The sequence below is a fragment of the Vibrio sp. 1557 genome (assembly GCF_033340175.1).
Taxonomy (GTDB): Bacteria; Pseudomonadota; Gammaproteobacteria; order Enterobacterales; family Vibrionaceae; genus Vibrio; species Vibrio alginolyticus.
This window is the reverse complement of the sequence record NZ_JAWOVZ010000005.1, coordinates 15741-37520: the sequence shown is the minus strand read 5'-3', so window position 1 is coordinate 37520 and position 21780 is coordinate 15741. Positions and strand designations below refer to the sequence as shown.

At 45.6% G+C, this 21780-nt stretch carries 18 protein-coding genes and 1 pseudogene; 6 read left to right on the top strand and 13 right to left on the bottom strand.

Annotation, left to right across the window (positions count from 1 at the left end):
• The first annotated feature begins 169 nt into the window (after positions 1-169).
• Positions 170-1609 (top strand): catalase, encoded by a 1440-nt coding sequence (locus tag R7070_RS08785; protein ID WP_017821260.1) that lies wholly within the window; start codon positions 170-172, stop codon positions 1607-1609.
• 195 nt (positions 1610-1804) lie between these two features.
• On the opposite strand, the gene R7070_RS08780 is transcribed toward R7070_RS08785, so the two are convergent.
• The 4 genes from R7070_RS08780 to norV all read right to left on the bottom strand — a co-directional run bounded on the left by R7070_RS08780 (position 1805) and on the right by norV (position 5911).
• On the bottom strand, positions 1805-2683 hold the full coding sequence (locus R7070_RS08780; protein ID WP_017821261.1) for an NAD(P)-dependent oxidoreductase: 879 nt from the start codon (positions 2681-2683) through the stop codon (positions 1805-1807).
• Between the two features lie 184 nt (positions 2684-2867).
• On the bottom strand, positions 2868-3206 hold the full coding sequence (locus R7070_RS08775) for a DUF1971 domain-containing protein (protein ID WP_005375231.1): 339 nt from the start codon (positions 3204-3206) through the stop codon (positions 2868-2870).
• Between the two features lie 42 nt (positions 3207-3248).
• The gene (gene norW / locus R7070_RS08770; protein ID WP_318141184.1) at positions 3249-4397 is read right to left on the bottom strand and encodes an NADH:flavorubredoxin reductase NorW; all 1149 of its coding nucleotides are present in this window, start codon (positions 4395-4397) and stop codon (positions 3249-3251) included.
• Positions 4398-4405: 8 nt separating this feature from the next.
• Positions 4406-5911 carry an anaerobic nitric oxide reductase flavorubredoxin gene (norV, locus tag R7070_RS08765; RefSeq protein WP_167415893.1) on the bottom strand — a complete coding sequence of 502 codons (1506 nt, stop codon included), beginning with the start codon at positions 5909-5911 and terminating at the stop codon, positions 4406-4408.
• 190 nt (positions 5912-6101) lie between these two features.
• Here norV and norR point away from each other — a divergent pair, with 190 nt between their 5' ends.
• From norR to azu, 4 genes are all read left to right on the top strand, one after another.
• Positions 6102-7634, top strand: a complete 1533-nt coding sequence (norR, locus tag R7070_RS08760; protein WP_033906752.1) for a nitric oxide reductase transcriptional regulator NorR — start codon at positions 6102-6104, stop codon at positions 7632-7634.
• Between the two features lie 398 nt (positions 7635-8032).
• Positions 8033-8551: a hypothetical protein gene (locus tag R7070_RS08755; protein WP_005375218.1), complete on the top strand. Its 519-nt coding sequence runs from the start codon at positions 8033-8035 to the stop codon at positions 8549-8551.
• Between the two features lie 269 nt (positions 8552-8820).
• The gene (locus R7070_RS08750) at positions 8821-9471 is read left to right on the top strand and encodes an HAD family hydrolase (protein ID WP_053307895.1); all 651 of its coding nucleotides are present in this window, start codon (positions 8821-8823) and stop codon (positions 9469-9471) included.
• 335 nt (positions 9472-9806) lie between these two features.
• Positions 9807-10259: an azurin gene (azu, locus tag R7070_RS08745; RefSeq protein WP_005375211.1), complete on the top strand. Its 453-nt coding sequence runs from the start codon at positions 9807-9809 to the stop codon at positions 10257-10259.
• Between the two features lie 226 nt (positions 10260-10485).
• Here azu and R7070_RS08740 read toward each other — a convergent pair whose 3' ends face one another.
• The 6 genes and pseudogenes from R7070_RS08740 to R7070_RS08715 form a co-directional block, all read right to left on the bottom strand.
• Positions 10486-10836, bottom strand: a complete 351-nt coding sequence (locus R7070_RS08740; RefSeq protein WP_005385875.1) for an ethanolamine utilization protein EutQ — start codon at positions 10834-10836, stop codon at positions 10486-10488.
• Positions 10833-12149: an NAD(P)/FAD-dependent oxidoreductase gene (locus tag R7070_RS08735; RefSeq protein ID WP_005385877.1), complete on the bottom strand. Its 1317-nt coding sequence runs from the start codon at positions 12147-12149 to the stop codon at positions 10833-10835. The genes R7070_RS08740 and R7070_RS08735 overlap by 4 nt, the downstream gene beginning before the upstream one ends.
• A gap of 12 nt (positions 12150-12161) precedes the next feature.
• Positions 12162-13445: an NAD(P)/FAD-dependent oxidoreductase gene (locus R7070_RS08730; protein ID WP_256900734.1), complete on the bottom strand. Its 1284-nt coding sequence runs from the start codon at positions 13443-13445 to the stop codon at positions 12162-12164.
• Positions 13434-13595, bottom strand: a pseudogene (locus tag R7070_RS08725) (rubredoxin); the annotation flags it as partial. The pseudogene R7070_RS08725 and the gene R7070_RS08730, both read right to left, overlap by 12 nt.
• Positions 13596-13752: 157 nt before the next feature.
• A complete protein-coding gene (locus R7070_RS08720) occupies positions 13753-15174 on the bottom strand; it encodes an aldehyde dehydrogenase family protein (RefSeq protein WP_005375192.1) in 1422 nt (473 codons plus the stop codon).
• Between the two features lies 1 nt (position 15175).
• Entirely contained in the window at positions 15176-16363 is a 1188-nt protein-coding gene (locus tag R7070_RS08715) for an aromatic ring-hydroxylating oxygenase subunit alpha (RefSeq protein WP_005375185.1), read from the bottom strand.
• A gap of 319 nt (positions 16364-16682) precedes the next feature.
• On the opposite strand from R7070_RS08715, the gene R7070_RS08710 reads away from it, so the two are divergent.
• Entirely contained in the window at positions 16683-18419 is a 1737-nt protein-coding gene (locus R7070_RS08710) for a BCCT family transporter (RefSeq protein WP_115386779.1), read from the top strand.
• A gap of 93 nt (positions 18420-18512) precedes the next feature.
• Here R7070_RS08710 and R7070_RS08705 read toward each other — a convergent pair whose 3' ends face one another.
• From R7070_RS08705 to R7070_RS08695, 3 genes are all read right to left on the bottom strand, one after another.
• On the bottom strand, positions 18513-19439 hold the full coding sequence (locus tag R7070_RS08705; protein ID WP_115386780.1) for a LysR substrate-binding domain-containing protein: 927 nt from the start codon (positions 19437-19439) through the stop codon (positions 18513-18515).
• Positions 19440-19686: 247 nt separating this feature from the next.
• A complete protein-coding gene (locus R7070_RS08700; RefSeq protein WP_115386781.1) occupies positions 19687-21051 on the bottom strand; it encodes a TrkH family potassium uptake protein in 1365 nt (454 codons plus the stop codon).
• A gap of 1 nt (position 21052) precedes the next feature.
• Positions 21053-21706: a potassium channel family protein gene (locus R7070_RS08695; RefSeq protein ID WP_005375180.1), complete on the bottom strand. Its 654-nt coding sequence runs from the start codon at positions 21704-21706 to the stop codon at positions 21053-21055.
• Positions 21707-21780: the final 74 nt, after the last annotated feature.

The following is a 21780-nucleotide window of genomic DNA, read 5'->3' as shown; positions in this document are numbered from 1 at the left end:
CGATTGTTATGTCAATCAAGCTAATGTAGTAAATTTCTGATTCTAATATAGTTTCGACCATAGTCACCATCTATTGAATTGATAAGCAATATCAGTTTTCTCCCCCAGCTTTTCCGTAATAACCTCCTCTACAGTTTCTAAGGTATTGAACCCTGGAGGGGGAAGAAAAATGACAAACAAGAAATTGACTACAGCAGCAGGTTGCCCTGTCGCACATAACCAAAACGTTATGACTGCAGGTCCTCGTGGCCCTCAACTATTACAAGACGTTTGGTTCCTTGAAAAATTGGCACACTTTGACCGCGAAGTGATCCCTGAGCGTCGTATGCACGCAAAAGGTTCTGGTGCTTACGGTACGTTCACAGTAACGCACGACATCACAAAATACACTCGCGCTAAGATCTTCTCTGACATCGGCAAAAAAACAGAACTATTCGCTCGCTTCACTACTGTAGCTGGTGAGCGCGGTGCAGCAGACGCAGAACGCGACATCCGTGGTTTCGCACTAAAATTCTACACTGAAGAAGGTAACTGGGACTTGGTTGGTAACAACACACCAGTATTCTTCCTACGTGACCCACTAAAATTCCCAGACCTAAACCACGCAGTAAAACGCGACCCTCGCACTAACATGCGTAGCTCTACCAACAACTGGGATTTCTGGACATCACTACCAGAAGCATTCCACCAAGTGACTATCGTAATGAGTGACCGTGGTATCCCAGCGTCTTACCGTCATATGCATGGTTTTGGTAGCCACACATTCAGCTTCATCAACGCAGAAAACGAGCGTTACTGGGTGAAATTCCACTTCAAAACTCAGCAAGGCATCAAAAACCTAACTGACCAAGAAGCAGAAGCGATCGTAGGTAAAGACCGCGAAAGCCATCACCGTGACCTTTACGAAGCGATTGAGCGTCAAGACTTCCCTAAATGGAAGATGTACGTACAGATCATGCCTGAGCTAGAAGCGGATGAAGTCAACTTCAACCCATTCGACCTAACACGTGTATGGTCTCAAAAAGACTACCCACTGATCCCAGTTGGTGAGTTTGAACTGAACCGTAACCCAGAAAACTTCTACGCAGAAGTTGAGCAATCAGCGTTCAACCCAGCTGCAGTAGTACCTGGTATCGGCTTCTCTCCAGATAAGATGCTACAAGGTCGTCTGTTCGCTTACGGCGATGCTCAGCGTTACCGTCTAGGTGTGAACCATCATCAAATCCCAGTGAACGCGCCTCGTTGCCCTGTTCACAGCTACCACCGCGATGGTGCAATGCGCGTTGATGGCAACTTTGGTTCAACACTAGGCTACGAGCCAAACTACAAACAAGAATGGGCAGAGCAACCAGATTACTCTGAGCCACCTCTACGCATCAACGGCAACGCTGATCACTACGACCACCGTGTAGACGAAGACTACTTCAGCCAAGCGGGTGACCTATTCCGTCTGATGAGCGAAGAGCAACGTCAAACTCTGTTCGACAACACAGCTCGCGCAATGGACGGTGTGCCAGAGTTCATCCAACAGCGCCACGTTCAACACGCATACCAAGCGGACGAAGCGTACGGCAAAGGTCTTGAAATTGCACTAGGCTTAAACAAGTAAGCGAACGCTGCAATCATTACACTGTGTGATTTAAAGACGAAAAAAAGGAGGTACTCTACAGTACCTCCTGATTTCAAATCACTAATCCTTAATCACAAGTCACAAAACATGCTCAAGGTGATTCATTATGATTAACTTAGATTTCTTTAAGCTCTTTGATACCAAAGAACTGTTTATCTATTACTGATTCATCAACTACTGATTTTTAGCTACCGCTTTGATCAGTACTGATGTATCCATGCGACCTAAACCATCACGTTGAAGGTCTGCGTATTGCTCATCCACTTTCTTAGTCAGTGGAAGTTCTAGACCCACTCGCTCAGCTTCTTGCAGACAGAAACCTAAGTCTTTGCGCATCCAATCAATAGCGAAGCCAAAATCGAACTTGTCTTCAGCCATCGTATTTGCGCGGTTTTCCATCTGCCAAGAACCTGCAGCGCCATGCTTAAGTGTTTCTACAACTTGAGCAATGTCCAAGCCTGATTTTTGTGCTAGCAACAAAGCTTCACTCAGACCTTGTAAAACGCCTCCAATACAGATTTGGTTTACCATCTTACAGCGTTGACCCTGACCGTTTTCACCCAGTAGCGTCATCTGCTTCGCGTACACATCCATCGCCGGAGACACACGGTCAAAAATGCTTTGCTCACCACCACACATGATGGTTAGAACACCATTTTCTGCGCCCGCTTGACCACCAGAAACTGGCGCATCAATAAAGTGATTACCGTACTTAACACACGCTTCAGCCAGCTCAACCGCTAGGTCTGCAGAAGTGGTCGTGTGATCGACTAGCACTGCGTCCGCTTTCAAGCCGACCAGAATGCCCTCTTCACCGTAAACAACGCTACGAACGTCATCATCATTACCCACACAGGTAAAAACGATGTCACAGCCTTCCGCCGCTTCACGTGGTGTTTCACAAGCTACGCCTTGGTATTCTTCAGCCCATTTGTCGGCTTTCGCTTTTGTGCGGTTGTATACTTTGGTTTCAAAGCCCGCTTTACTTAGGTAACCAGCCATTGGGTATCCCATCACACCCAGACCAATAAATGCTACTCGTTGTTTTTCCATTGCACGCTTCCCTTAGTTCACCTGACTGAAATGTTTCGTAACATGCTACTAAAGAATTGAAATCATTACTCGTGATTTCTCTTTCCTCGGTCTCGATGATCCTGCATTGCAGTCCGTTTATTGCGCCTTCTACACCCCTTTACTTGACGATTAGCGTAACAGTCAAAGCACTTACATAGGTTCACTACTGCTTAGCATGGAACATCGCTTGCCCACTCTTGTCCTTGTTCGACCAGAAATTGATGTTGAACTGAGCATCATCGCTCATCTCAATGCGGTGCCAGTACTGCGGTGGACTTGTAGCAAACTGGCCTGCATTAATCACCACCACTACTTCTGCTTCTGTGGCATTTTCATCAGCAAAGCCGTAGTAAGTCACTTGCCCTTCCATGACGCAAAGCTGTCCAAACACTCCCTCAGCGGTATTGTGATGAGTCAGTAGCGCTGGTGGCACATTGTCTTTAGTGAAGAAAGGCGTTGAACGTTGAACAGTCCAGTCTTTAGGAATTCTTAGATGCGACATAATGATACCCTCTCTAATTACAATTCTTTTCGTTAAAATCGGTTAAGCCTGAGCGGCTTGAGACAACTCTCGAAGCAATGGAAATGCTTGCGTAACTTGTTCTCCCGTCACGACGAAGCACATGAGTCGGCTATTTTCATCTTCTGCTTTCGCGGCAATGCCAGTTTGAGAAATCTGCACGCTCCAGTTCGTCACCGAACTAAAATCGCCTGCCAATTGAATTGGGTAGCTCGGCGTTTTGACCTTTACCATCATAGGCGGTAGTTTCAACTCTGCTTCTTGCCCCAGTAGTTGTTTGCCCAAAGCATTGGCACTTAGCACGATCGGTTGGAGGTACGGCATCATTCGACCTTGGATCTCAGCACAATCGCCTAATGCGAACACATTGGCTGCTGATGTCTGTAATCGAGCGTCCACCTCGATGCCTTTATTGACACTCAACCCACAAGCCTTCGCTAACCAAGTGTTAGCACGTAAACCCGCAGCTGAAATCACTACATCGGCTTCGATTGCTTTACCTTTGCTCAAGCTTGCCACCAGCGAATCATCCGAGTGATTGATCGCGACAACTCCAGTCTCCAAAGCAAGTTGAATACCTTGCTGCTTAAGTTGATTTTCAAGCGGCAATGCGACGAATTCAGGAATCAAGTTAGCGAGCAAACGGGGATTTGGCTCAACCACCGTAACGGCTTTACCACTGGTTGCGAGATCCATGGCGATCTCGACGCCGATCAAACCACCACCCATTACTAGAATTCGTTTCGCACGGCTAATTTGCTCTTCCGCTAATTGATATTCTTGTAGCGAGTTTAGCGTTATCACCTCAGGTGCTGCATCGCCAGATATTGGTGGCACAAAGGCTTTCGCGCCTGTCGCAAGCACCAGTTTGGAGTAAGGATAGGTTTGGCCGTTGGCGACCACTTGCTGAGCTTGCACGTCGACATGCTCAATCATGGTATGGGCGAACAGTTCGATGTTGTGTTCCTGTGCGAACGCCTCACCACTTTTAACTACCAAGTCTTGGGCGGTTTGCTTGTTGCTGAATACATGACTCAAATCAGGCTTGTTGTATTCCGCGCCATCATCAGCAGTAAACACTTGCAGCGGAATATGTGCGTCCATTCGACGCAATGTTTTCACCAATTGGTAAGCCGCAAAGCCGCTACCAATAATCACAATAGGTGCTTGCATATTCCCTCCTAACCGTTGTATTCAACGAAAACGTCTTTACCCAAGTGACATTCTGGGCACAAGAAGTAATCTGGCACTTCAGACCATGCCGTACCCGGTTCAACGCCTTGATTAGGCTCACCTTTAGCTGGGTCGTACACCCAATTACAAACTGTACACACCATGCATTGACAATCTGCGGGATGCGCCTCGGTACTAGGGTTGCTAGGAGCAGCAACTTCTTCTACCGCTTGTGTTGTCGTTGGCGCAGCGGGTTGTGATTGAACTTGTGGTGCAGACGCAGCAATCGCCGGAGAAGTAACAGAACTTTTCAGGTAATGTCTTGCCCACAATTTCGCGATGTTCTGACCATGTTCGCGACATTCACGCATCGCTTTACCATCTGGTCGCCATTTAGTTTTCAAACTCACCGCGGTTTCAAAACCTGCATCAGTCAATCGAGCATGGATACGATCCACCGCGCCACCATTCCACCCGTAGCTACCGAATGCAGCGGCCTTTTTCGCTTTAAAGCGCAGACCGGTAATTTCTTCTAGCATGCCAGCGATCTTCGGCATCATGACGTTATTCATGGTAGACGAACCAACCAAGATGCCTTTTGAGCGGAATACATTGGCGAGAATTTCATTCTTATCATGCTTAGAGACATTAAAGACTTTGACCGCCACGCCAGGGTCGACATCGTGAATGCCTTGCGCGATTGCATCGGCCATCATTCGGGTGTTGTTTGACATAGAATCGTAGAAAATCGTAATGCGATCTTCTTGATAATTGTCTGCCCATGCTAAGTATTGCTCGATGATTTGAACTGGATTATCGCGCCATACAATACCGTGTGACGTAGCGATCATATCGACAGGCAAATTGAAACTCAGCACTTCTTTGATTTTTGCGGTTACCAAGCTGCTGAATGGCGTTAGGATGTTTGAGTAGTAACGCAAACACTGTTCCATCAACTCATTTTGATCCACTTCATCATTGAACAGACGTTCATCGCAGTAGTGCTGACCAAATGCGTCATTGCTGAATAACACTGCATCGCCAGTTAGGTAAGTCATCATACTGTCCGGCCAATGCAGCATCGGCGCTTCCACGAAGACCAATTGCTTACCGTTACCAATATCAATGCTATCGCCCGTTTTTACGGTTTTGAAGTTCCACTCAGGATGGTGATGATGACCCACAATCGAATCAATCGCCGCTTCTGTACAGTAAATTGGCGTGTTCGGAATCTTCTCCATCAATGCCGACAATGCGCCTGAGTGATCTTCTTCAGCATGGTTTACCACGATAAAGTCGATAGACTTAAGGTCGATTTCCATTTCTAAATTTTGGATGAATTGTTGACTGAATCGGTGATCGACCGTATCAATCAATACGGTTTTCTCTTCACGAATTAGATAACTGTTGTAGCTGGTACCTTTTGTCATTTTGTATTCTGTACCGTGGAAGTCTTGAACTTCCCAATCGCGTTGACCTACCCAGTGGATGTTGTTTTTTACGTGAATTGTCATAATTACTACCTTGAATGACGAGATAAACAAAAATAATTTCTTCTTGTATTGCACTGGGCGTGCCAACTTTTAATTACTATATATTTCAATATCTTAATTAAAACCCAACTTTAATGGCTGTCATTTAGACACAGTTGAAAATTGTCATTTAGACACTACAATAGTCATATAGACACAATCGGTATTGGCTATGACTTCTTTAATCGCGCAATGGCTACACATCACGCAAGACCTTAACTCGGCGCTCACTCAACAGGCTCGCTTTGACACGTTATTAACCACAATTCGAGAGGTATTGAAGTGTGACTCTTCTGCCCTTCTTTTGTATGAAGACCAGCACTTTAAACCTTTAGCGATCAATGGATTGGCGAAAGAGGTCCTTGGACGCCGTTTCTCCATTGAGCAGCACCCAAGATTAGAAGCCATTGCCCGAGCAGGCGATATCGTGCGCTTTCCCTCCGACAGCGACTTACCTGATCCATACGATGGCTTGATTCCAAACCACGATGACAAACTGCATGTCCATTCCTGCATTGGTTTACCTCTGCTGATCGACGATCAACTGATTGGTGCCATTACGATTGACGCCTTCGACCCCAATCAATTTGATGGGCTACGCAACCAAGAGTTACGTTTTGTCAGCGCGTTGGCAGCAGGTGGCTTACACACTGCACTCCTACTAGAACAGCTAGAGACACAAGCGAGCCTGCCACGCGACTCTTACGCCGAGAAACGCACCTTAAGTAATGAAATCATTGGTAACTCTGTGGGCATGAAAAATCTTCAAGAGCAGATTGATGCAGTCGCCGATACTGAATTGTCTGTGCTAGTGATGGGAGAAACGGGCGTGGGTAAAGAGTTGGTTGCGAGCGCTATTCACCATCGCTCTAGTCGCTCTAGCAATACTTTGGTTTACCTCAACTGTGCGGCGCTGCCGGAATCAGTCGCGGAAAGCGAGTTGTTCGGCCATATCAAAGGGGCTTTTACAGGCGCAATCAGTAATCGAAAGGGTAAGTTCGAACAAGCCGACGGCGGCACACTGTTTTTGGATGAAGTCGGGGAACTGTCGTTAGAGCTGCAAGCCAAGTTACTTCGAGCCCTTCAATACGGCGACATCCAACGTGTGGGTGATGACCGCCATATTCGAGTCAACACACGCATTGTCGCCGCCACCAATCGTATATTGCATGAAGAAGTGACTGCTGGTCGCTTCCGAGCCGACTTATATCACCGCCTAAGCGTCTTCCCGCTTCATGTTCCACCTCTTCGTGAACGTGAAGACGATGTGGTGTTGTTAGCGGGCTTTTTCGCCGAACGCTTAAGAAGCAAATTGGGATTGAACAGCATTCGTTTGTCTCCCACTTTGGTGCAGGCACTCAAAGACTATTCATGGCCAGGCAACGTGCGAGAGCTTGAACATGTCATTAAACGTGCTGGTGTTTTGGCAAAGGCGCGTACTCACGCCATGGACATTGAGTTAGTTGAGCAAGATTTTGATATTCGAACGCCGAATCAGAACATCAAGAACGTTGAAAAAACGGAACAAAAATCTCGGCTTGAGCTACCAGAAGGCGGATTAAAGCCTGCCACAGACGCCTTCCAAAAAGCGATGATTGTTCGAGCTCTGGAAAAAAACCAAGGCAACTGGGCAGCAACGGCACGTCAGCTTGAATTAGATAACGGCAATTTGCACCGATTAGCAAAACGGCTGGGGATAAAATAGACACTAACGAATATCACCTAATATGGCATATTCATCGCCAAATAAAGAGCCGATGCCCAACCGCTCACTCAGCCCACTATAAGTAGTGAGCTGAGTGCTCAGATAGAATAGCCACCTAAGTTTGACGGTATTTTCTTCTAAATTTTATTGTCTTGAACCACCTCACAGATTTAATAACCCTTAACAATAAACACAATAATAGTTAAGGTATTTTTATGAGCCAGATCTAATAAAATTAAATATATAGTATTTATTTTAAGAATCTAAACTTTCAAAGTTCATCATAATAAATACAACCTCTATGTATACACTTTACCTTCAAAAAACATCAAAATATAATCCCTTCGATAAAAACACTTAAATGAATTTAACTGTATAAAAGTGAGGAGAATAAAAATATGGGATATGGGGCGACAGTATATTCATTAGATACTGAAAAGGTTTTTAACGTACTAAAGAATGAGCGTAATCCAGAGCTAGAAAAAGCCATCATGGAAAGGTGTCAAGACTCCTTTAAAGTGATTAATGAAATGCTGGAAAGTAGTGGCGAAAGCATCCGAGCTGAAGAGCTTCTTATGCAAATGTTGTCTGAAGAGATAAAATACAGTCACTTGGGTTACGCCTATGCTTACTTGCTTGAAGCTATATGTAAGATAACTGGTTATTACTTATCCAATAACTCTTGGTATCCTTGCGATGTAAACGATTTCTGCGATATTCCATTCACTAATACCGATTATCCTATAAAATTCCCATTCCCTGACGATTTCCCTGTTGTTTTTATGATAAAAAATCAAGATATTCACCAAGATAACGTTGACTTCGGAGGCTTATCAGAGCAACAAATATCTGAAGTCAAGAGCTGGTACACTCATGCAGTCGTAAACAATCGTGATTTGGTATTATTTTATTATTAATTTTAACTATTAATAAATTATCCAATAGTTAAAATAACAATAGAATATTAATAAAACTCTAGCTTAATATAAGCTAGAGTTTTATCTATTTAACTGAAATTTTTCTAATTTTAAAAACATTATATTTCACACCTAGTTTATAGACTCTGTGTATAGTGTGTTCAGAGGCAATGTGAACTCATAGGATCAAAATCAAGTTCTAATTTTTAGAAGAAAAACCGATCTGCTTGTGTCAAAATGCGCCATCCCAACCAAAAAGTCTTAATGTAATGAACTACCAAGCTGCTATTTTTGATATGGATGGTTTGCTCCTTGATACTGAGCGCGTCTGTATGCATATTTTCCAAGAAGCATGTGAAGCCCAGAACCTACCCTTCTATAAAGATGTTTACCTTTCAATCATTGGTCGCAATGCAGCGGGCATTGAAGTGATTTTTCGTAAAGCTTATGGGGATGATCTTGACCGCTTACACCAAGAGTGGCGCGACCGTTACGACGCTGTGGTTAAGCACCAAGCGATACCGGTAAAAGAAGGGGTGATTGAGCTGCTTGAGTGGTTGAAAGGCCAAGGGTTGCCAATTGCAGTCGCCACTTCTACAGCAAAAGAAGTGGCACAGAAGAAGTTGGAGTTAGCGGGCCTAAGCAAGTATTTCGACAACTTAACGACAGGCTGTGAAGTGTCACACGGCAAACCTGATCCAGAGATCTACCTGCTTGCAGCAAGTCGTCTAAGCGTAGATCCAACCAAATGTCTCGCCTTTGAAGATTCAAATAATGGCGTACGTGCTGCGGTAGCAGCGAACATGATCACTTATCAAATTCCTGATTTGGTTGAGCCTTGTGACGAAATAAAGCAATTAGGCCATACTGTCGCACCTTCACTGCATGATGTGTTGCATGCGTTAAAACAAACTCGCTAGGTCTACTTGTCGTCTGTTCTCTAGAAGCTCAGCAATTTAGCTGAGCTTCTTTCTTGAAACCTCTCCAATACCGTAAAACCAAACAATTCTGCCACCCGTTTAGAGAGATTATTTTCACCTTAACTCTGGCTAATCACGACTTTTGATTTAACTCACGCAATCGCATGAAATAAGGCATTTGAGTGATCAAATAGCGGAACTGACCAGTACAAGCTTGCAACAAAACGTCAATATACCGATTGAAGCACGTTTTTGGAGTGAAAATTGGCTGATAATGAGAACTATTGGATAAGATCAATCCAAGTCAGCCTAAAATACAAAATGGAGAGTGTTATATGTCTTTACGTTTATTAGCAACAACCTTCGCATTAGTAGGAATGAGCTTTGGTGCCCAAGCCAGTGCCGAGTGTGAAGTGTCATTAGATGCTAACGATATGATGCAGTTTTCTACTAAAACATTGAGCGTACCAGCCACTTGTAAAGAGGTAAAACTGACGCTTAATCACACAGGTAAGATGCCAGCGCAATCGATGGGTCACAACGTGGTCATCTCTGACACAGCCAACCTACAAGCAGTCGGTACTGATGGCATGGCAGCTGGAGCAGAAAATAACTACGTAAAACCAAATGATGATCGCGTCTACGCTCACACAAAAGTAATTGGTGGCGGTGAAAGCACCAGCATTACGTTCAGTACTGAGAAAATGAAAGCCGGCGGTGACTATTCATTCTTCTGTTCATTCCCGGGTCACTGGGCAATCATGCAGGGTAAATTTGAGCTAAAATAAAAGATTTAGCCAAGCCAAAAGAAGACTCATTATAGGGAAGCCAAGGCTTCCCTTTTTGATAGATAAAATAGCAATTGAGAAAGGTCTAACACGTCTGGAAACGTGACCAAGAAACATAGCAAGTAAGAAACCCTTGCTCCATTGAGATTAAGTTCTTTTACGAAAACTCATGGGTAAAAATCGGATTTTTGTTTTGCCTTTCCGAGACACTACTAAATGATAAAAGTCATTCAATACCATGTAACTCTTTCCAGTTTCCTGGATGAACCACATAGCCGAACAGAGCATGCCCACCATAAACCAATTCAGTTCCTTCCGGTATCCAAAGCATCTGACCTGGGTGCACAAAATGTGTCTCACCATTTGCGGTCAGCTCAAAACAGCCTTCAATCACAAAAACAACTTCATCATAAAGCACTGTCCAAGCCACTTTAGCGCCTTCCCATTTAGCAAAGCCTACACCAATGTTTGGTGAAATTTCTGGGCTTAACGCCCTGGCAACATACGCCATTCCCGGCGTATCACCACGAACATTGAAATCTAGACTTTTACTATCAACAAGTTTGACTTGCTTCATAATTCACTCCGGCTTTGCCATTTTGCTAATTGGATACGCGTTTTTACTCCCAAACCTAAAAAAGGCTCTGGCGGATTCAAACAAGGCATTCCTGTCACTTGCTGTATGTCATCCAATGATTTAGATGTCGCACCAACGACATAGTCAGCTAACAGTGTTCCAGAAATGGTTCCCCACGCAGCACCAACACCATTGTCACAAGCGCTGGCATAAACACCTTCATCTAATTGACCGAAAAAGTTAGTAAAGTTACGAGAGATGGCATACACCCCACCCCATGTGTGAGTAAATGGTACGTCGGCCAGCTCGGGATAACGCGCCAGAAAGACCTGACGATGATCGTCGCGAATTTGTTCTCTGACTTTATCGTTCATGCTTGAGCCATATTTCGGCACGTGTTTGTAAGTATTGCGGATCAAAATACGTCGATCGGCGGTCATACGTAACGTCGTTCCCGCATGATCAGCTGGAGTTAACCCCCAATTCAGCTCACCTCCGTATCGTTGCATTTCTGCGTCGGTTAATGGACGCGTCCAGCTTGCAAACGTCATCACTGGAAGTAGTCTGTTTTTAAGATAACCAAACTCCCGAGTAAAAATGCTGGTCCCAAGCAGCAGTTCAGGGGTTTCAACAGAGCCACTATCTCCATGTAATACCCAGCAACCGTTTTCTTTGCTGAGCTTGCGGATTGGCGAGTTCTCTAACACCTCGACGTTCTCTGGAAGGCTTTCCCCTAGCCCACGCACCAAAGCAGCAGGTTGCATTAAATAACCACCTGGCGTGTAAATTGCGCGGCTGTAGTAGTTGGTTCCCAAGACTTTCGCCAGCTCACTGCCATTAACATGGAAGTATGGTTCGCCAAGGTCTTTCATTAGGTGCTCAAAGTGATCGAGATACGCTTCACCGCGCGCCCCTACGGCTCCTTGATATTTGCCCTTTGCTGACCACTGACAAGAAATACTGTGCTTCGACACTAAAGTGTTTAGCTGAGCAATCGCAGAACGGTTGAGCGACAATAACTTTTGTTTGTGCTCAGGGTCGGGATGCTCAAGTGAAAACTTATGAGGCAAATCGATAACAAAGCCCGAATTTCTTCCTGAAGCCCCTTGGCCGATACGTTGCGCATCAATCAGTATAATTCGTGCATTAGGCATAAGTTCAGCTAAACGTCTTGCCATAGCTAGGCCTGCGAAACCGGCACCTAACACGGCATAGTCAGCACTTTGTTTACCTTTTAACGCCGATTTTTCTGGAATACTTGGCAACGCATGGTACCAACCACACGTCACGTCATCATTGGGTAAATGAATCATCTTTTTTCTCCGCTACGCTGCTGACAGTTTCAATGACAATTGATCTAGCCAAGGGCCGCGTAATGACTGTACTTTTCTTCCTAGCAACGAAAAACCGAGCATTGCTCCTTCTGGTGAATAAAACGCAGCGGTCAATTCATCTGCTTGGGTCTCGATGTACCATTGTCCCTGTTCTTCAGCGGCTACCGGGAAAATCGTGAGTGGAAGAATCGGCGTTTTTACAATCACTGGAGTTGGTGTTAACGAGATAGGGGCGACATCGCCTAGCAAGCTTTTCGCTACAGAAGGGATCATTTGATTAATCGGCGCAATATAGGGCTGCCACCCGTGATCAGTTTCAACACAATCACCTAGCGAGTAAATATTCTCATCACTCGTCTGGCCGAATTGATTCACTTTAATGCCCCGGCCTACTTCAAGCCCCGCGCGCTCAGCCAGAGAAACATTTGGCTTGAGTCCAACCGCGCTTAGCACTAGGTCTGCTTCAATCTGCTTGCCACTGTTTAGATGCAAAACCGCGCTTGATTCGGACCTTGGCTCGATTCTGGCGATACTGTCTTGTAGAGCCCATTGCACGCCTCGATCGGCAAGTGCGCTTTGTAATGATTCACCCAACTGTTGCGGGATCAAACGCTCCATTGGCCATTGACCCAACCCGATAACTGTTACTTCATAACCGCTTTCGATCAGATCATTTGCGAACTCACAGCCAATTAAGCCATCACCTAGGATCGCGATGCGCTTTTTGTCTTGCAGCTCCGCCCTGAAACGGCGGTAATCAACTAAGTCGTTCACACTCATAACCCAAGAGCGATCGCCCTCAATTGGGATTTCAATCGGTGATGCACCTGTTGCCAGTACCAAGCGGCTGTAGGCGTATTTACCGATGGAGGTATGTAACGTTGAATTGGCACGATCGATCTGTTCAACACGGGTATGCGGGTAAACTCGGATGTTGAGACGGCTTTCCCACTCCAACGCGCTCTCACTTTGTAGCGCGTCGCCGTCTTTATTCATGACCAGTGCATTAGACAAGGCAGGCTTGCTGTACAGTGCGCCATCATCAGCGGTAAAGACAGTGATCGGAACCGTTTCAGATTGTGCTCTAAGTGCCGCTGCCAACTGGTAACCACTGTGGCCACTGCCGATGATAACGATAGGGTCAGCTGAAAATATAGGTTGAGTGACTTCAGATGGAAGTGGCTGAGCCGTATTTGGCTGAACAGACGATCCTACCGATACCGAAGACACTGCCACGACCTCTTCTACTGGCGCATCGTCGGTGATTTCGATCATTTCAAAATCGGCCTTACCCACTAAACAATCGGGGCATAACCAATCATCCGGCACATCTTCCCATGCTGTTCCTGGTGCAATGCCATCGGATGGCCAACCTTGTGCTTCATCATAGATTAAGCCGCAAATAATACAGAGCCACTTTCTCATCACTTATACTCCAACTACCTTGTTCAGAATTTCCGTGTTTACAAACCGCTGTCAGATTTGTTGTTATTCCATCAACCTCGCCCTAGCTTGTGGTCTGAAATCCAAGCCGGTACGAGGTGATGAAAATACAGTTACACGGTAGCTATACGTTGCTGTCTTACTGCAAACGAATGGCAATATTGCGTGTCTGGACGTAGCTATAAATCGCTTCTTGTCCTTTTTCTCGCCCAAACCCGGACAAGCCCACGCCACCAAATGGTGTTTCGATGCCACCAGCAAACCATTCATTGATGAACACTTGTCCACCACGCAGTTGCTGTGCCACACGCAATGTTTGGTTTAGGCTTTCACCAAAGACACCAGCGACCAGGCCAAAATCGGTGCCATTCGCGATTTCAACGGCCTCTTGCTCGGTTTCAAACGGTGTAATTACCAGTACAGGGCCAAACACTTCTTCTTGAGCAATACGCATATCTGGTGAGGCTTCAATCACCGTCGGTGCCACAAAGTAACCTGACAAATCAGGGGCGTACCCACCCGTTAGGATGTTCGCGCCGTCGGCTTTTGCTTGTTCTATCATTTCAAGCACGCGTGCTTGTTGATCAGCCGATACCAACGGTGTGATGTCCGGCTGGCTTTCGCCTTGACCAATAGTTAGGCTTTTTGCCATTTCCACTACCGCCGCTTTTACTTCTTCATAACGCTCTTTTTGAATTAGCAAACGAGACATTGCCGAACAAACTTGACCAGCGTTAAAGAAAATACCGACTTGAACGCTTTGTAAAAGCGTTTCGAGACTCACATCTTTCAGTGCGATAGCGGCCGATTTACCACCCAGCTCCATCACAGATGGTGTGGCGCGTTGCGCTGAATCTTTCAGTATGCGTTGGCCGGTCGGCACAGAACCTGTAAAGACAATTTGATCAACGTCTTGATGCTGCACCAAATGACTGCCAACGACTGAGCCTTTGCCACATAGCAAGTTAATCGTGCCTTTTGGGAAGCCCGCTTTTTCAATCGCTTTAATCAACAACGTCATAGCGAGTGGGGAAATCTCTGGCGATTTGATCACCACTGCGTTACCAGCAGCTAATGCAGGTGCTAATGAGCGTGCACAAATAGAAACTGGGAAATTCCACGGCACAATCTGCACTGACACACCAAACGGCACATATTGGGTGAAATCGACATAATCTTTACCCAATGGAATTGACGTGCCTTCCAGCTTGTCGGCCATGCCAGCGTAGTATTCGAAGTAACGTGCCGATTCTAAAAACTCATCTTTGGCATCTTGCAAAGATTTCCCATTTTCACGGCAGGCAACTAACCCACCTTCATCAACCATTTCACGAATAGCCGCGGAGGCTTTTAACATCCACTCGGTTCTGACGGCTGGACGAACGTCCGAAAGAAGACCTTGCTTGACCACTCGACGTGCCGCTGCCATTGCGCGGTCGGCATCGGTGATAGTGGCTTCTGCAATCGTCGCATACGCTTCGGCTGTGCCAGGGTTAATGACGGTCAGCGCTTGCTCTGAATCGCACCACTCACCATCAATATAATTAAGGTAATGCATCATATTACTGCTCCAGTGCCGCTTTCACTTGCTTTGCCAACCAGGTTTGAAAGAAATGCGTCGGAACATCCATTTCTGGTGAGAACACACCACCACCAAAGCCAGGTGAGTAACGACCTTCCTGCATGCCCTCGACCGCTCCAATATCTTCGCCGAATACGACTCGCCATGACTCAACGGTAGCAGTACGGCACGCAGCGAACTCATCTTTCGTTGCTTCATCACCCACATAGAAAACACGTAGGTGCTCAACACTTTTATTCGCAGTGATTGGTTCAATCATCATTGCAAAGGCATGATCGGCTTGAATACCAAGCAACACGTTTGGAAAGAGTGCAACATATTCTGCATGACGCAGTTTATCTTCTGGCCAGCTTGGAAATTTAGGTAAGTGTGTTCCTGCAGTATCAGAGAGGTTGTATGCGAGACTACCTTGGCCAGCAAAACGCTCTGCAAACATGATGTTGTAGTGATCCTCTAGGCGAGAATAACTGTTCAAACTCGGATGCACCCAAGGTAAGTGGTAAGCTTCACAGTAGTTTTCTACGGCAAGCTTCCAGTTACTTTTCACTTCTATCTCTAAGTTGCCACCCATGTTCACGCGGCGAAGAAGCCCTAATCCTTCTTCACCTAAGAATTGCTGCCAACGTTGCTCTAGCGGCGCGATATGCTCTTCAAAGCTTTCTGCATTGCCCGATAAGTTGACGAATACCATGTCCATCCAAACGGCTGAACGAAGTGGCTTAAGGCCGTGCTTTTCACACTTAAATCGGTCATCTTTGTGTTTTGCGATACCACCGATGTGTGGTGTGCCTTTTAGATTGCCGTCAAGATCGTACGTCCATGAATGGTAAGGACAGCGAATCATGCCTTGAACTTCGCCTGCCTCATGAACCAGCTTCATACCTCGGTGGCTACACACGTTGTGGAAGACTTGGACTTCACCTTGACGATTTCTCATCATGAGTAGTGGAAGATTCATGAAATCAAGTGGCATTACATAACCATTTCTAAGCAGGTCTGATGCAAAACCAATACATACCCAAGTGTTACCAAACACCTGATCACGCTCAAAAGTAAAATACTCTTCGCTGGTGTAGGCCTGATTCGGCATTCCTGTTGCTTCACTGATTGGGTTCAGTACATTATCAACAAGTTCAACAGGAATAATGGTTTGGTTGACATTGCTCATATTCTTATCTCCGAGAGTCGAGTTGCATCCAGTGCGTACAACATCGTGTTGTGTTAGTGGAGATAATCTTGATTAACAACCCGGCAACAAACAAACGACTTTTTCGCCGGGCTTGGATGAGTTTTTGTCATTCATGCATTGATCTCGAACAAAAAAATAACCTTTTAATTAACAATGATCTTCTTGTCATGATTAATACTCATTAACCGATGAGTATTAATCAGTTGAAACACAAAAGCCCTCTCTCTACTCTCTTTCAAAAATTAACAATAACGCAACAAACAATAACATTAAAACAAACGCACTGTGAGGGATGCCTATGAGAGCAACATCTGGGATATTGAAAGGACTCAATCCGACTGTGACAATCGCATCAAAGATCGTCGTTATCGGTTTTGTACTTTTCTGCGCCATTCTCGCCAATCAAGCGGGCCAATACTTCGAAACGATTTCCGGCATTTTGCTACAGAATATGAAGTGGTTTTACATCGGACTTGTTTCACTCGTTGTCGGTTTTCTTCTTTACCTTATGGTTAGTCGATATGGGCATATTCGTTTGAGTAAAGATGACGAAAAACCAGAGTTTAGTTATTTGTCTTGGGTATCCATGCTTTTTTCCGGAGGCATGGGGATAGGCTTGATTTTCTGGTCGGTCGCCGAACCGATGTGGCATTACGCTGACAACCCATTTACTCAAGGCCTGACCAATGAAGCCGCAACAACATCAATGAAACTGACATTCTTTCACTGGGGTCTACATCCTTGGTCTGTCTTTATCATTGTTGCACTCGCATTAGCTTACTTTTCCTACCGTAAAGATCTGCCTTTTACCCTACGCTCTATCTTGTACCCTTTGATTGGTGATCGTATTTATGGGCCTATCGGGCACACGGTTGATATCCTAACAGTCGCGGTGACTGCTTTCGGTATCTCTCAAACCTTGGGGATGGGAGTTATCCAAATAAACTCTGGTTTGAATCAAGCCTTTGGTCTAGAAATTAGTTTGGGGATTCAACTCTTTATTATCGTTTCCCTTTGTACTTGTGCGGTTGCGTCGGTGCTATCTGGTGTAGGAAAAGGTATTCGCCGTTTATCAGAATGGAACATGCTGCTTTCACTCGCACTCGTGCTAGTCGTACTTTACATTGGTCCAACTCGCTATATCTTAAATACGCTACTTGAAAGCACAGGGCTTTATGCACAAAACATTGTCGGTATGAGCTTATGGAGCGATGCACAGAATGACTCTGGCTGGCAAAACTGGTGGACGGCTTATTACTGGCCTTGGTGGATGACTTGGGCACCTTTCGTTGGCATGTTTGTGGCTCGTATCTCTAAAGGACGCACAATACGTGAACTTATCGGCGGTGCTCTCATCGTACCCACGCTGATCACGTTTTTATGGATTTCAGTATTTGGTGGTGCAGCGTTGAAGGTAGAGCAAGACGCTCGTGTTGCTCATCAAGAGCAAGTCACTGCGGCACAAGAAACCAAACAAACACCACCTGCGGATTTTTCTGGCGGCCCGATTCTTGAAGCGACTAAAGCCGATACGACACGCGCTTTGTTTACGCTATTCGACAATCTAGATACAGGTATGTTTGGTAAACTACTTAGCGTGCTTGCGTGTCTATTACTCGGTACTTATTTCATTACCTCCGCAGACTCGGGTACCTTGGTTCTATGTACCCTCGATGCCGCTGGGCACAGTGAGCCTCCTACCTCTATACGCGTATTGTGGGGGATCATGATCGCAGCCATTGCGGGAGTACTTCTATACGCAGGAGGGTTAAAAGCAATGCAAACGGCCTCCATTATTGCCGGTTTCCCTATCGCCATTTTTATCGCAGTGATGAGCTTAACGCTGTTTCATAGTATTCGACGCGAACCTAAGCCATGGGCAATGCTTCCAGAGCACGTTCACCCAGAGCAAGAGAAACTTGATGGTCCTGTTGAACCGCTTGTTGAAAGCAAAACAGTGGTTTCCGAGCCTATCGCTTCAACATCCTCACTAAAAGATGATTCCACACTCAATCAGGGACCAGTACTAAGTTAGTGCGTCGTTTCATCAATCAATTAAAACAAAGCGGGAACTGGTACTCCCGCTTTTTAACATGACCAAACTCTGTTATTTTCTCTGCTTATTGATTTAGGCTAAACCTCGATCACCCACCTCATCTGGCAACTGTTGCAAAAGCCACTCTCTAAAACGCTTGACGCTTGCTGGGATTAAACCTCTATTTTTAGGTTCAAGCATAGAGAAATTGGAAGGTGTTGAAAGCACGTGTTCGACTGGCCTAACTAAAGCACCGCTTTGTAAATAGTCGTCCACTAATGACCCCCAGGCTAACGCGATTCCCTGACCATTAATTGCCGCTTGTAACAGCATTGGATAGTTATTGATGTTCATGCGATTACGAGGCGAAATATTTGGCAATCCTACACTCGCAAACCACTGCTCCCAATTCACCCAATCTCTTTGAGACTCTTCCAGATAGAGTAACGTTTTATTGAAGATTTCTTCTGGCTTACTAGGCTGGCCGATTTTCTCTAAATAAAGCGGGCTACACACAGGGAATACTTCTTCTGAAAATAGCGTTGTCACATCCATTTCCGCAGGTGGAGTGCGACAATAAAACAAGGCGAGATCGCAATCTAATCGGCGTAAGTCCAACACATTATCTGAGGCCAATATTCTTATATCGATGTCATCATGTTCATTTTGAAATTGAGCAACCTTAGGCAACAACCACAAGGCTGCCATTGCATTTGTCGTCGCAACCGTGATCTTTTGTTCGCCCTGCCACTTCTTCACTTCACCCGTGATTTGAGCAATATCGAGCAAAGATTGGCTGACTGCTTGATAATATTGAAGACCTGTAGGCGTTAAATTAATGCTTCGATTGGCTCGCGTGAACATAGCCTTGCCTAAGTATTCTTCTAATTGTCTAATTTGGCGACTGATAGCACCTTGGGTCACGTTTAGCTCGTCAGCGGCTAACGTAAAACTCAAGTGCCGCGCCGACGCTTCAAACGCAACGAGGCTATTTAAAGGTGGGAGGGGTTTGATTTTCATGTATCTTCCAGTAAGGCAGTATTGTAATTATTTTTATTCCCGGCAATCTTATGTTGCACGTGGATAATGCCATTCTGGACAACACCTCAAAAACGACAATTTATAAATGATAAAAAATAGAGATGAATCATAAATTGTTGTGAGAGAGACTGCCGTATACAGTTTCGTGGCTACAACGAGCACAAAAAGAGGAGCAGTTACTCCTCTTTTGTCTAGCCTTTTGCTCACTTTGTACGAGTTAGCCCATTTACCCTATTGCCAGTTTAGTACTCGCGTAACGCGCTTTTTTCTTTCTTGGACTGGCTAAGAAGTACGCTAATGTAAGAGGCCCTAATCGTCCCATAAACATCATGAAGATGATCACTAACTCACCCGGTTCGGACAAACTGCCCGTTAAGCCTCGCGATAACCCAACCGTACCCAGTGCCGAGACCGCTTCGAACATAATGTCTAACATAGACGCTTTCTCTGTCAGTAACAGCGTGAATATGGCAAACCAAGTCACCCCCACCGAGATCAGAGTCAGCGCCAATGCCTTGCTGATGGTCTCTTTGGGAATCTCGCGTTGAAAGGCATAGGTTGCTTCATCGCGACGCAAATAGCTGTAAGTCGCCAAGACTAACACTATAAATGTCACAACTTTAATGCCACTTGCCGTACTCAATGATCCACCGCCGATAAACATCAACACCAGAATGATCGCCGTTGTGGCATCTTCCAACTGATCGATAGCTAAAGTGTTGAACCCTGCCGTTCTTGGCGTCACCGCTTGAAACCACGATGCCCACCATTTCCCTGCTTCGCTCAACGGGGCAAGCGTGTTGGGGTTGTCATATTCAATCAGATAAATCGCGATAAGTGCCACCACGTTAATGATCATCGTGCCTAAGATCATCATTCGACTGTAAACGGTGAGTCGATGCCAACGGCGATTGCGTTTTAAGTCAATCCAAACCGAGAAGCCTAAACCACCAATAATGAACAAACTGGTAATGGTGAAGTTAACGACCGGGTCGTCCACGTAAGGCATTAAGCTATCGGCACTCAACGCAAAACCTGCATTGTTAAACGCACTGATGGTGTAGAAGAAACCATGGAACAAACTGGTTTCCCAGCCCAGCTCTTCACTCCAATAAACGCTCAAAATAGTGAAACCAATAAGTTCAACGAGCAGAGCGAACATCAATACAGATTTAGCAGTGGCAATGAGTATCGATGAATCAGTCTGGTTGAACGCCTCTCTCGCGACTGCTCGCTCCAAAAAGCCAATTTTTCCGCCCAGAGCCAGCAAGGTCACGATAGCAAACGTCATCAAACCTAGGCCACCACATTGAATCAGGAAAGCAATAACCACTTGCCCAAAAGGCGTAAACGCCGTGCCCGTGTCCACCACAACTAATCCCGTCACCGTAATGGCCGATGTTGCTGTAAACAGGCTTTGAATCCAAGTGATGGGCTCTGTGGTGGCAATCGGCAGTTTGAGTAAGACCGTGCCGAGCATGATCAAGCACGCAAAGCTGAGGCTAAGTATTAATGGCGGTGCGCCCAACAATTTTTTGCCCGCTTTGGGTTTTCGCTCGATTGGGATAACAGAGGGATGCCACAAAACCATGTTACACCAACCTTGGAGCGACGTATTTCAGCTCAGCGCGACTACCGCAAAGCAACAGCGTGTCGAACTCATTAAGCACAAACTCATCATTGATATTGGTGTAGACGGCTTCTTCGCGCTTCACCAAGATAGGCTGAATGTTGTAACTGCCTCGGCTGATCAACTTAGAAAGCGGCGTATCGTGCAGATTGGATTTAACGTGGATTTCCACCACATACAAACCATGCCCCATTTCCAAATAGTTGTTCACCATCGGATAGTTGAGTGCCTGCGCGACTCTTACGCCCATCTCCTCTTCCGGATGAATAATGCGTTGTACACCAAGCTTAGACACGATGGTGTGGTGTGCTTTGGTGCTCGCTTTGACCCAAATAGATTTCACACCCAGATTTTTCAGCGCCAGCGTACACAACAAACTGGCTTGCATGTCTTCGCCAATCGCCACCAACACCACATCACTGTTCGCTAACGCTAACTCTCTGAGTGCACCTTCGTCTGTTGCGTCACATATGACCGCTTGCGTTAACTCTTCGACGTATTTTTCGACGATTTTCGGGTCGCTATCCACCCCCGTTACGGTGTGTCCAAGATGAATAAGTTCTAAGCTGGCGGCAACGCCAAATCGCCCTAGACCAATTACTGTAAAGTGAGCCATATCAATACCTAACTGTGTTTTATGTATAGAAAATGCTAATGCGTTAAGGGTTAGACTGGTTTTCCGTCACGGAA

Bases quoted from the DNA above. Each gene is read 5' to 3' on its own strand.
- R7070_RS08785 (WP_017821260.1), top strand. From the start codon at position 170: ATGACAAACAAGAAATTGACTACAGCAGCAGGTTGCCCTGTCGCACAT.
- R7070_RS08780 (WP_017821261.1), bottom strand. From the start codon at position 2,683: ATGGAAAAACAACGAGTAGCATTTATTGGTCTGGGTGTGATGGGATAC.
- R7070_RS08775 (WP_005375231.1), bottom strand. From the start codon at position 3,206: ATGTCGCATCTAAGAATTCCTAAAGACTGGACTGTTCAACGTTCAACG.
- norW (WP_318141184.1), bottom strand. From the start codon at position 4,397: ATGCAAGCACCTATTGTGATTATTGGTAGCGGCTTTGCGGCTTACCAA.
- norV (WP_167415893.1), bottom strand. From the start codon at position 5,911: ATGACAATTCACGTAAAAAACAACATCCACTGGGTAGGTCAACGCGAT.
- norR (WP_033906752.1), top strand. From the start codon at position 6,102: ATGACTTCTTTAATCGCGCAATGGCTACACATCACGCAAGACCTTAAC.
- R7070_RS08755 (WP_005375218.1), top strand. From the start codon at position 8,033: ATGGGATATGGGGCGACAGTATATTCATTAGATACTGAAAAGGTTTTT.
- R7070_RS08750 (WP_053307895.1), top strand. From the start codon at position 8,821: ATGAACTACCAAGCTGCTATTTTTGATATGGATGGTTTGCTCCTTGAT.
- azu (WP_005375211.1), top strand. From the start codon at position 9,807: ATGTCTTTACGTTTATTAGCAACAACCTTCGCATTAGTAGGAATGAGC.
- R7070_RS08740 (WP_005385875.1), bottom strand. From the start codon at position 10,836: ATGAAGCAAGTCAAACTTGTTGATAGTAAAAGTCTAGATTTCAATGTT.
- R7070_RS08735 (WP_005385877.1), bottom strand. From the start codon at position 12,149: ATGATTCATTTACCCAATGATGACGTGACGTGTGGTTGGTACCATGCG.
- R7070_RS08730 (WP_256900734.1), bottom strand. From the start codon at position 13,445: ATGATCGAAATCACCGACGATGCGCCAGTAGAAGAGGTCGTGGCAGTG.
- R7070_RS08720 (WP_005375192.1), bottom strand. From the start codon at position 15,174: ATGATGCATTACCTTAATTATATTGATGGTGAGTGGTGCGATTCAGAG.
- R7070_RS08715 (WP_005375185.1), bottom strand. From the start codon at position 16,363: ATGAGCAATGTCAACCAAACCATTATTCCTGTTGAACTTGTTGATAAT.
- R7070_RS08710 (WP_115386779.1), top strand. From the start codon at position 16,683: ATGAGAGCAACATCTGGGATATTGAAAGGACTCAATCCGACTGTGACA.
- R7070_RS08705 (WP_115386780.1), bottom strand. From the start codon at position 19,439: ATGAAAATCAAACCCCTCCCACCTTTAAATAGCCTCGTTGCGTTTGAA.
- R7070_RS08700 (WP_115386781.1), bottom strand. From the start codon at position 21,051: ATGGTTTTGTGGCATCCCTCTGTTATCCCAATCGAGCGAAAACCCAAA.
- R7070_RS08695 (WP_005375180.1), bottom strand. From the start codon at position 21,706: ATGGCTCACTTTACAGTAATTGGTCTAGGGCGATTTGGCGTTGCCGCC.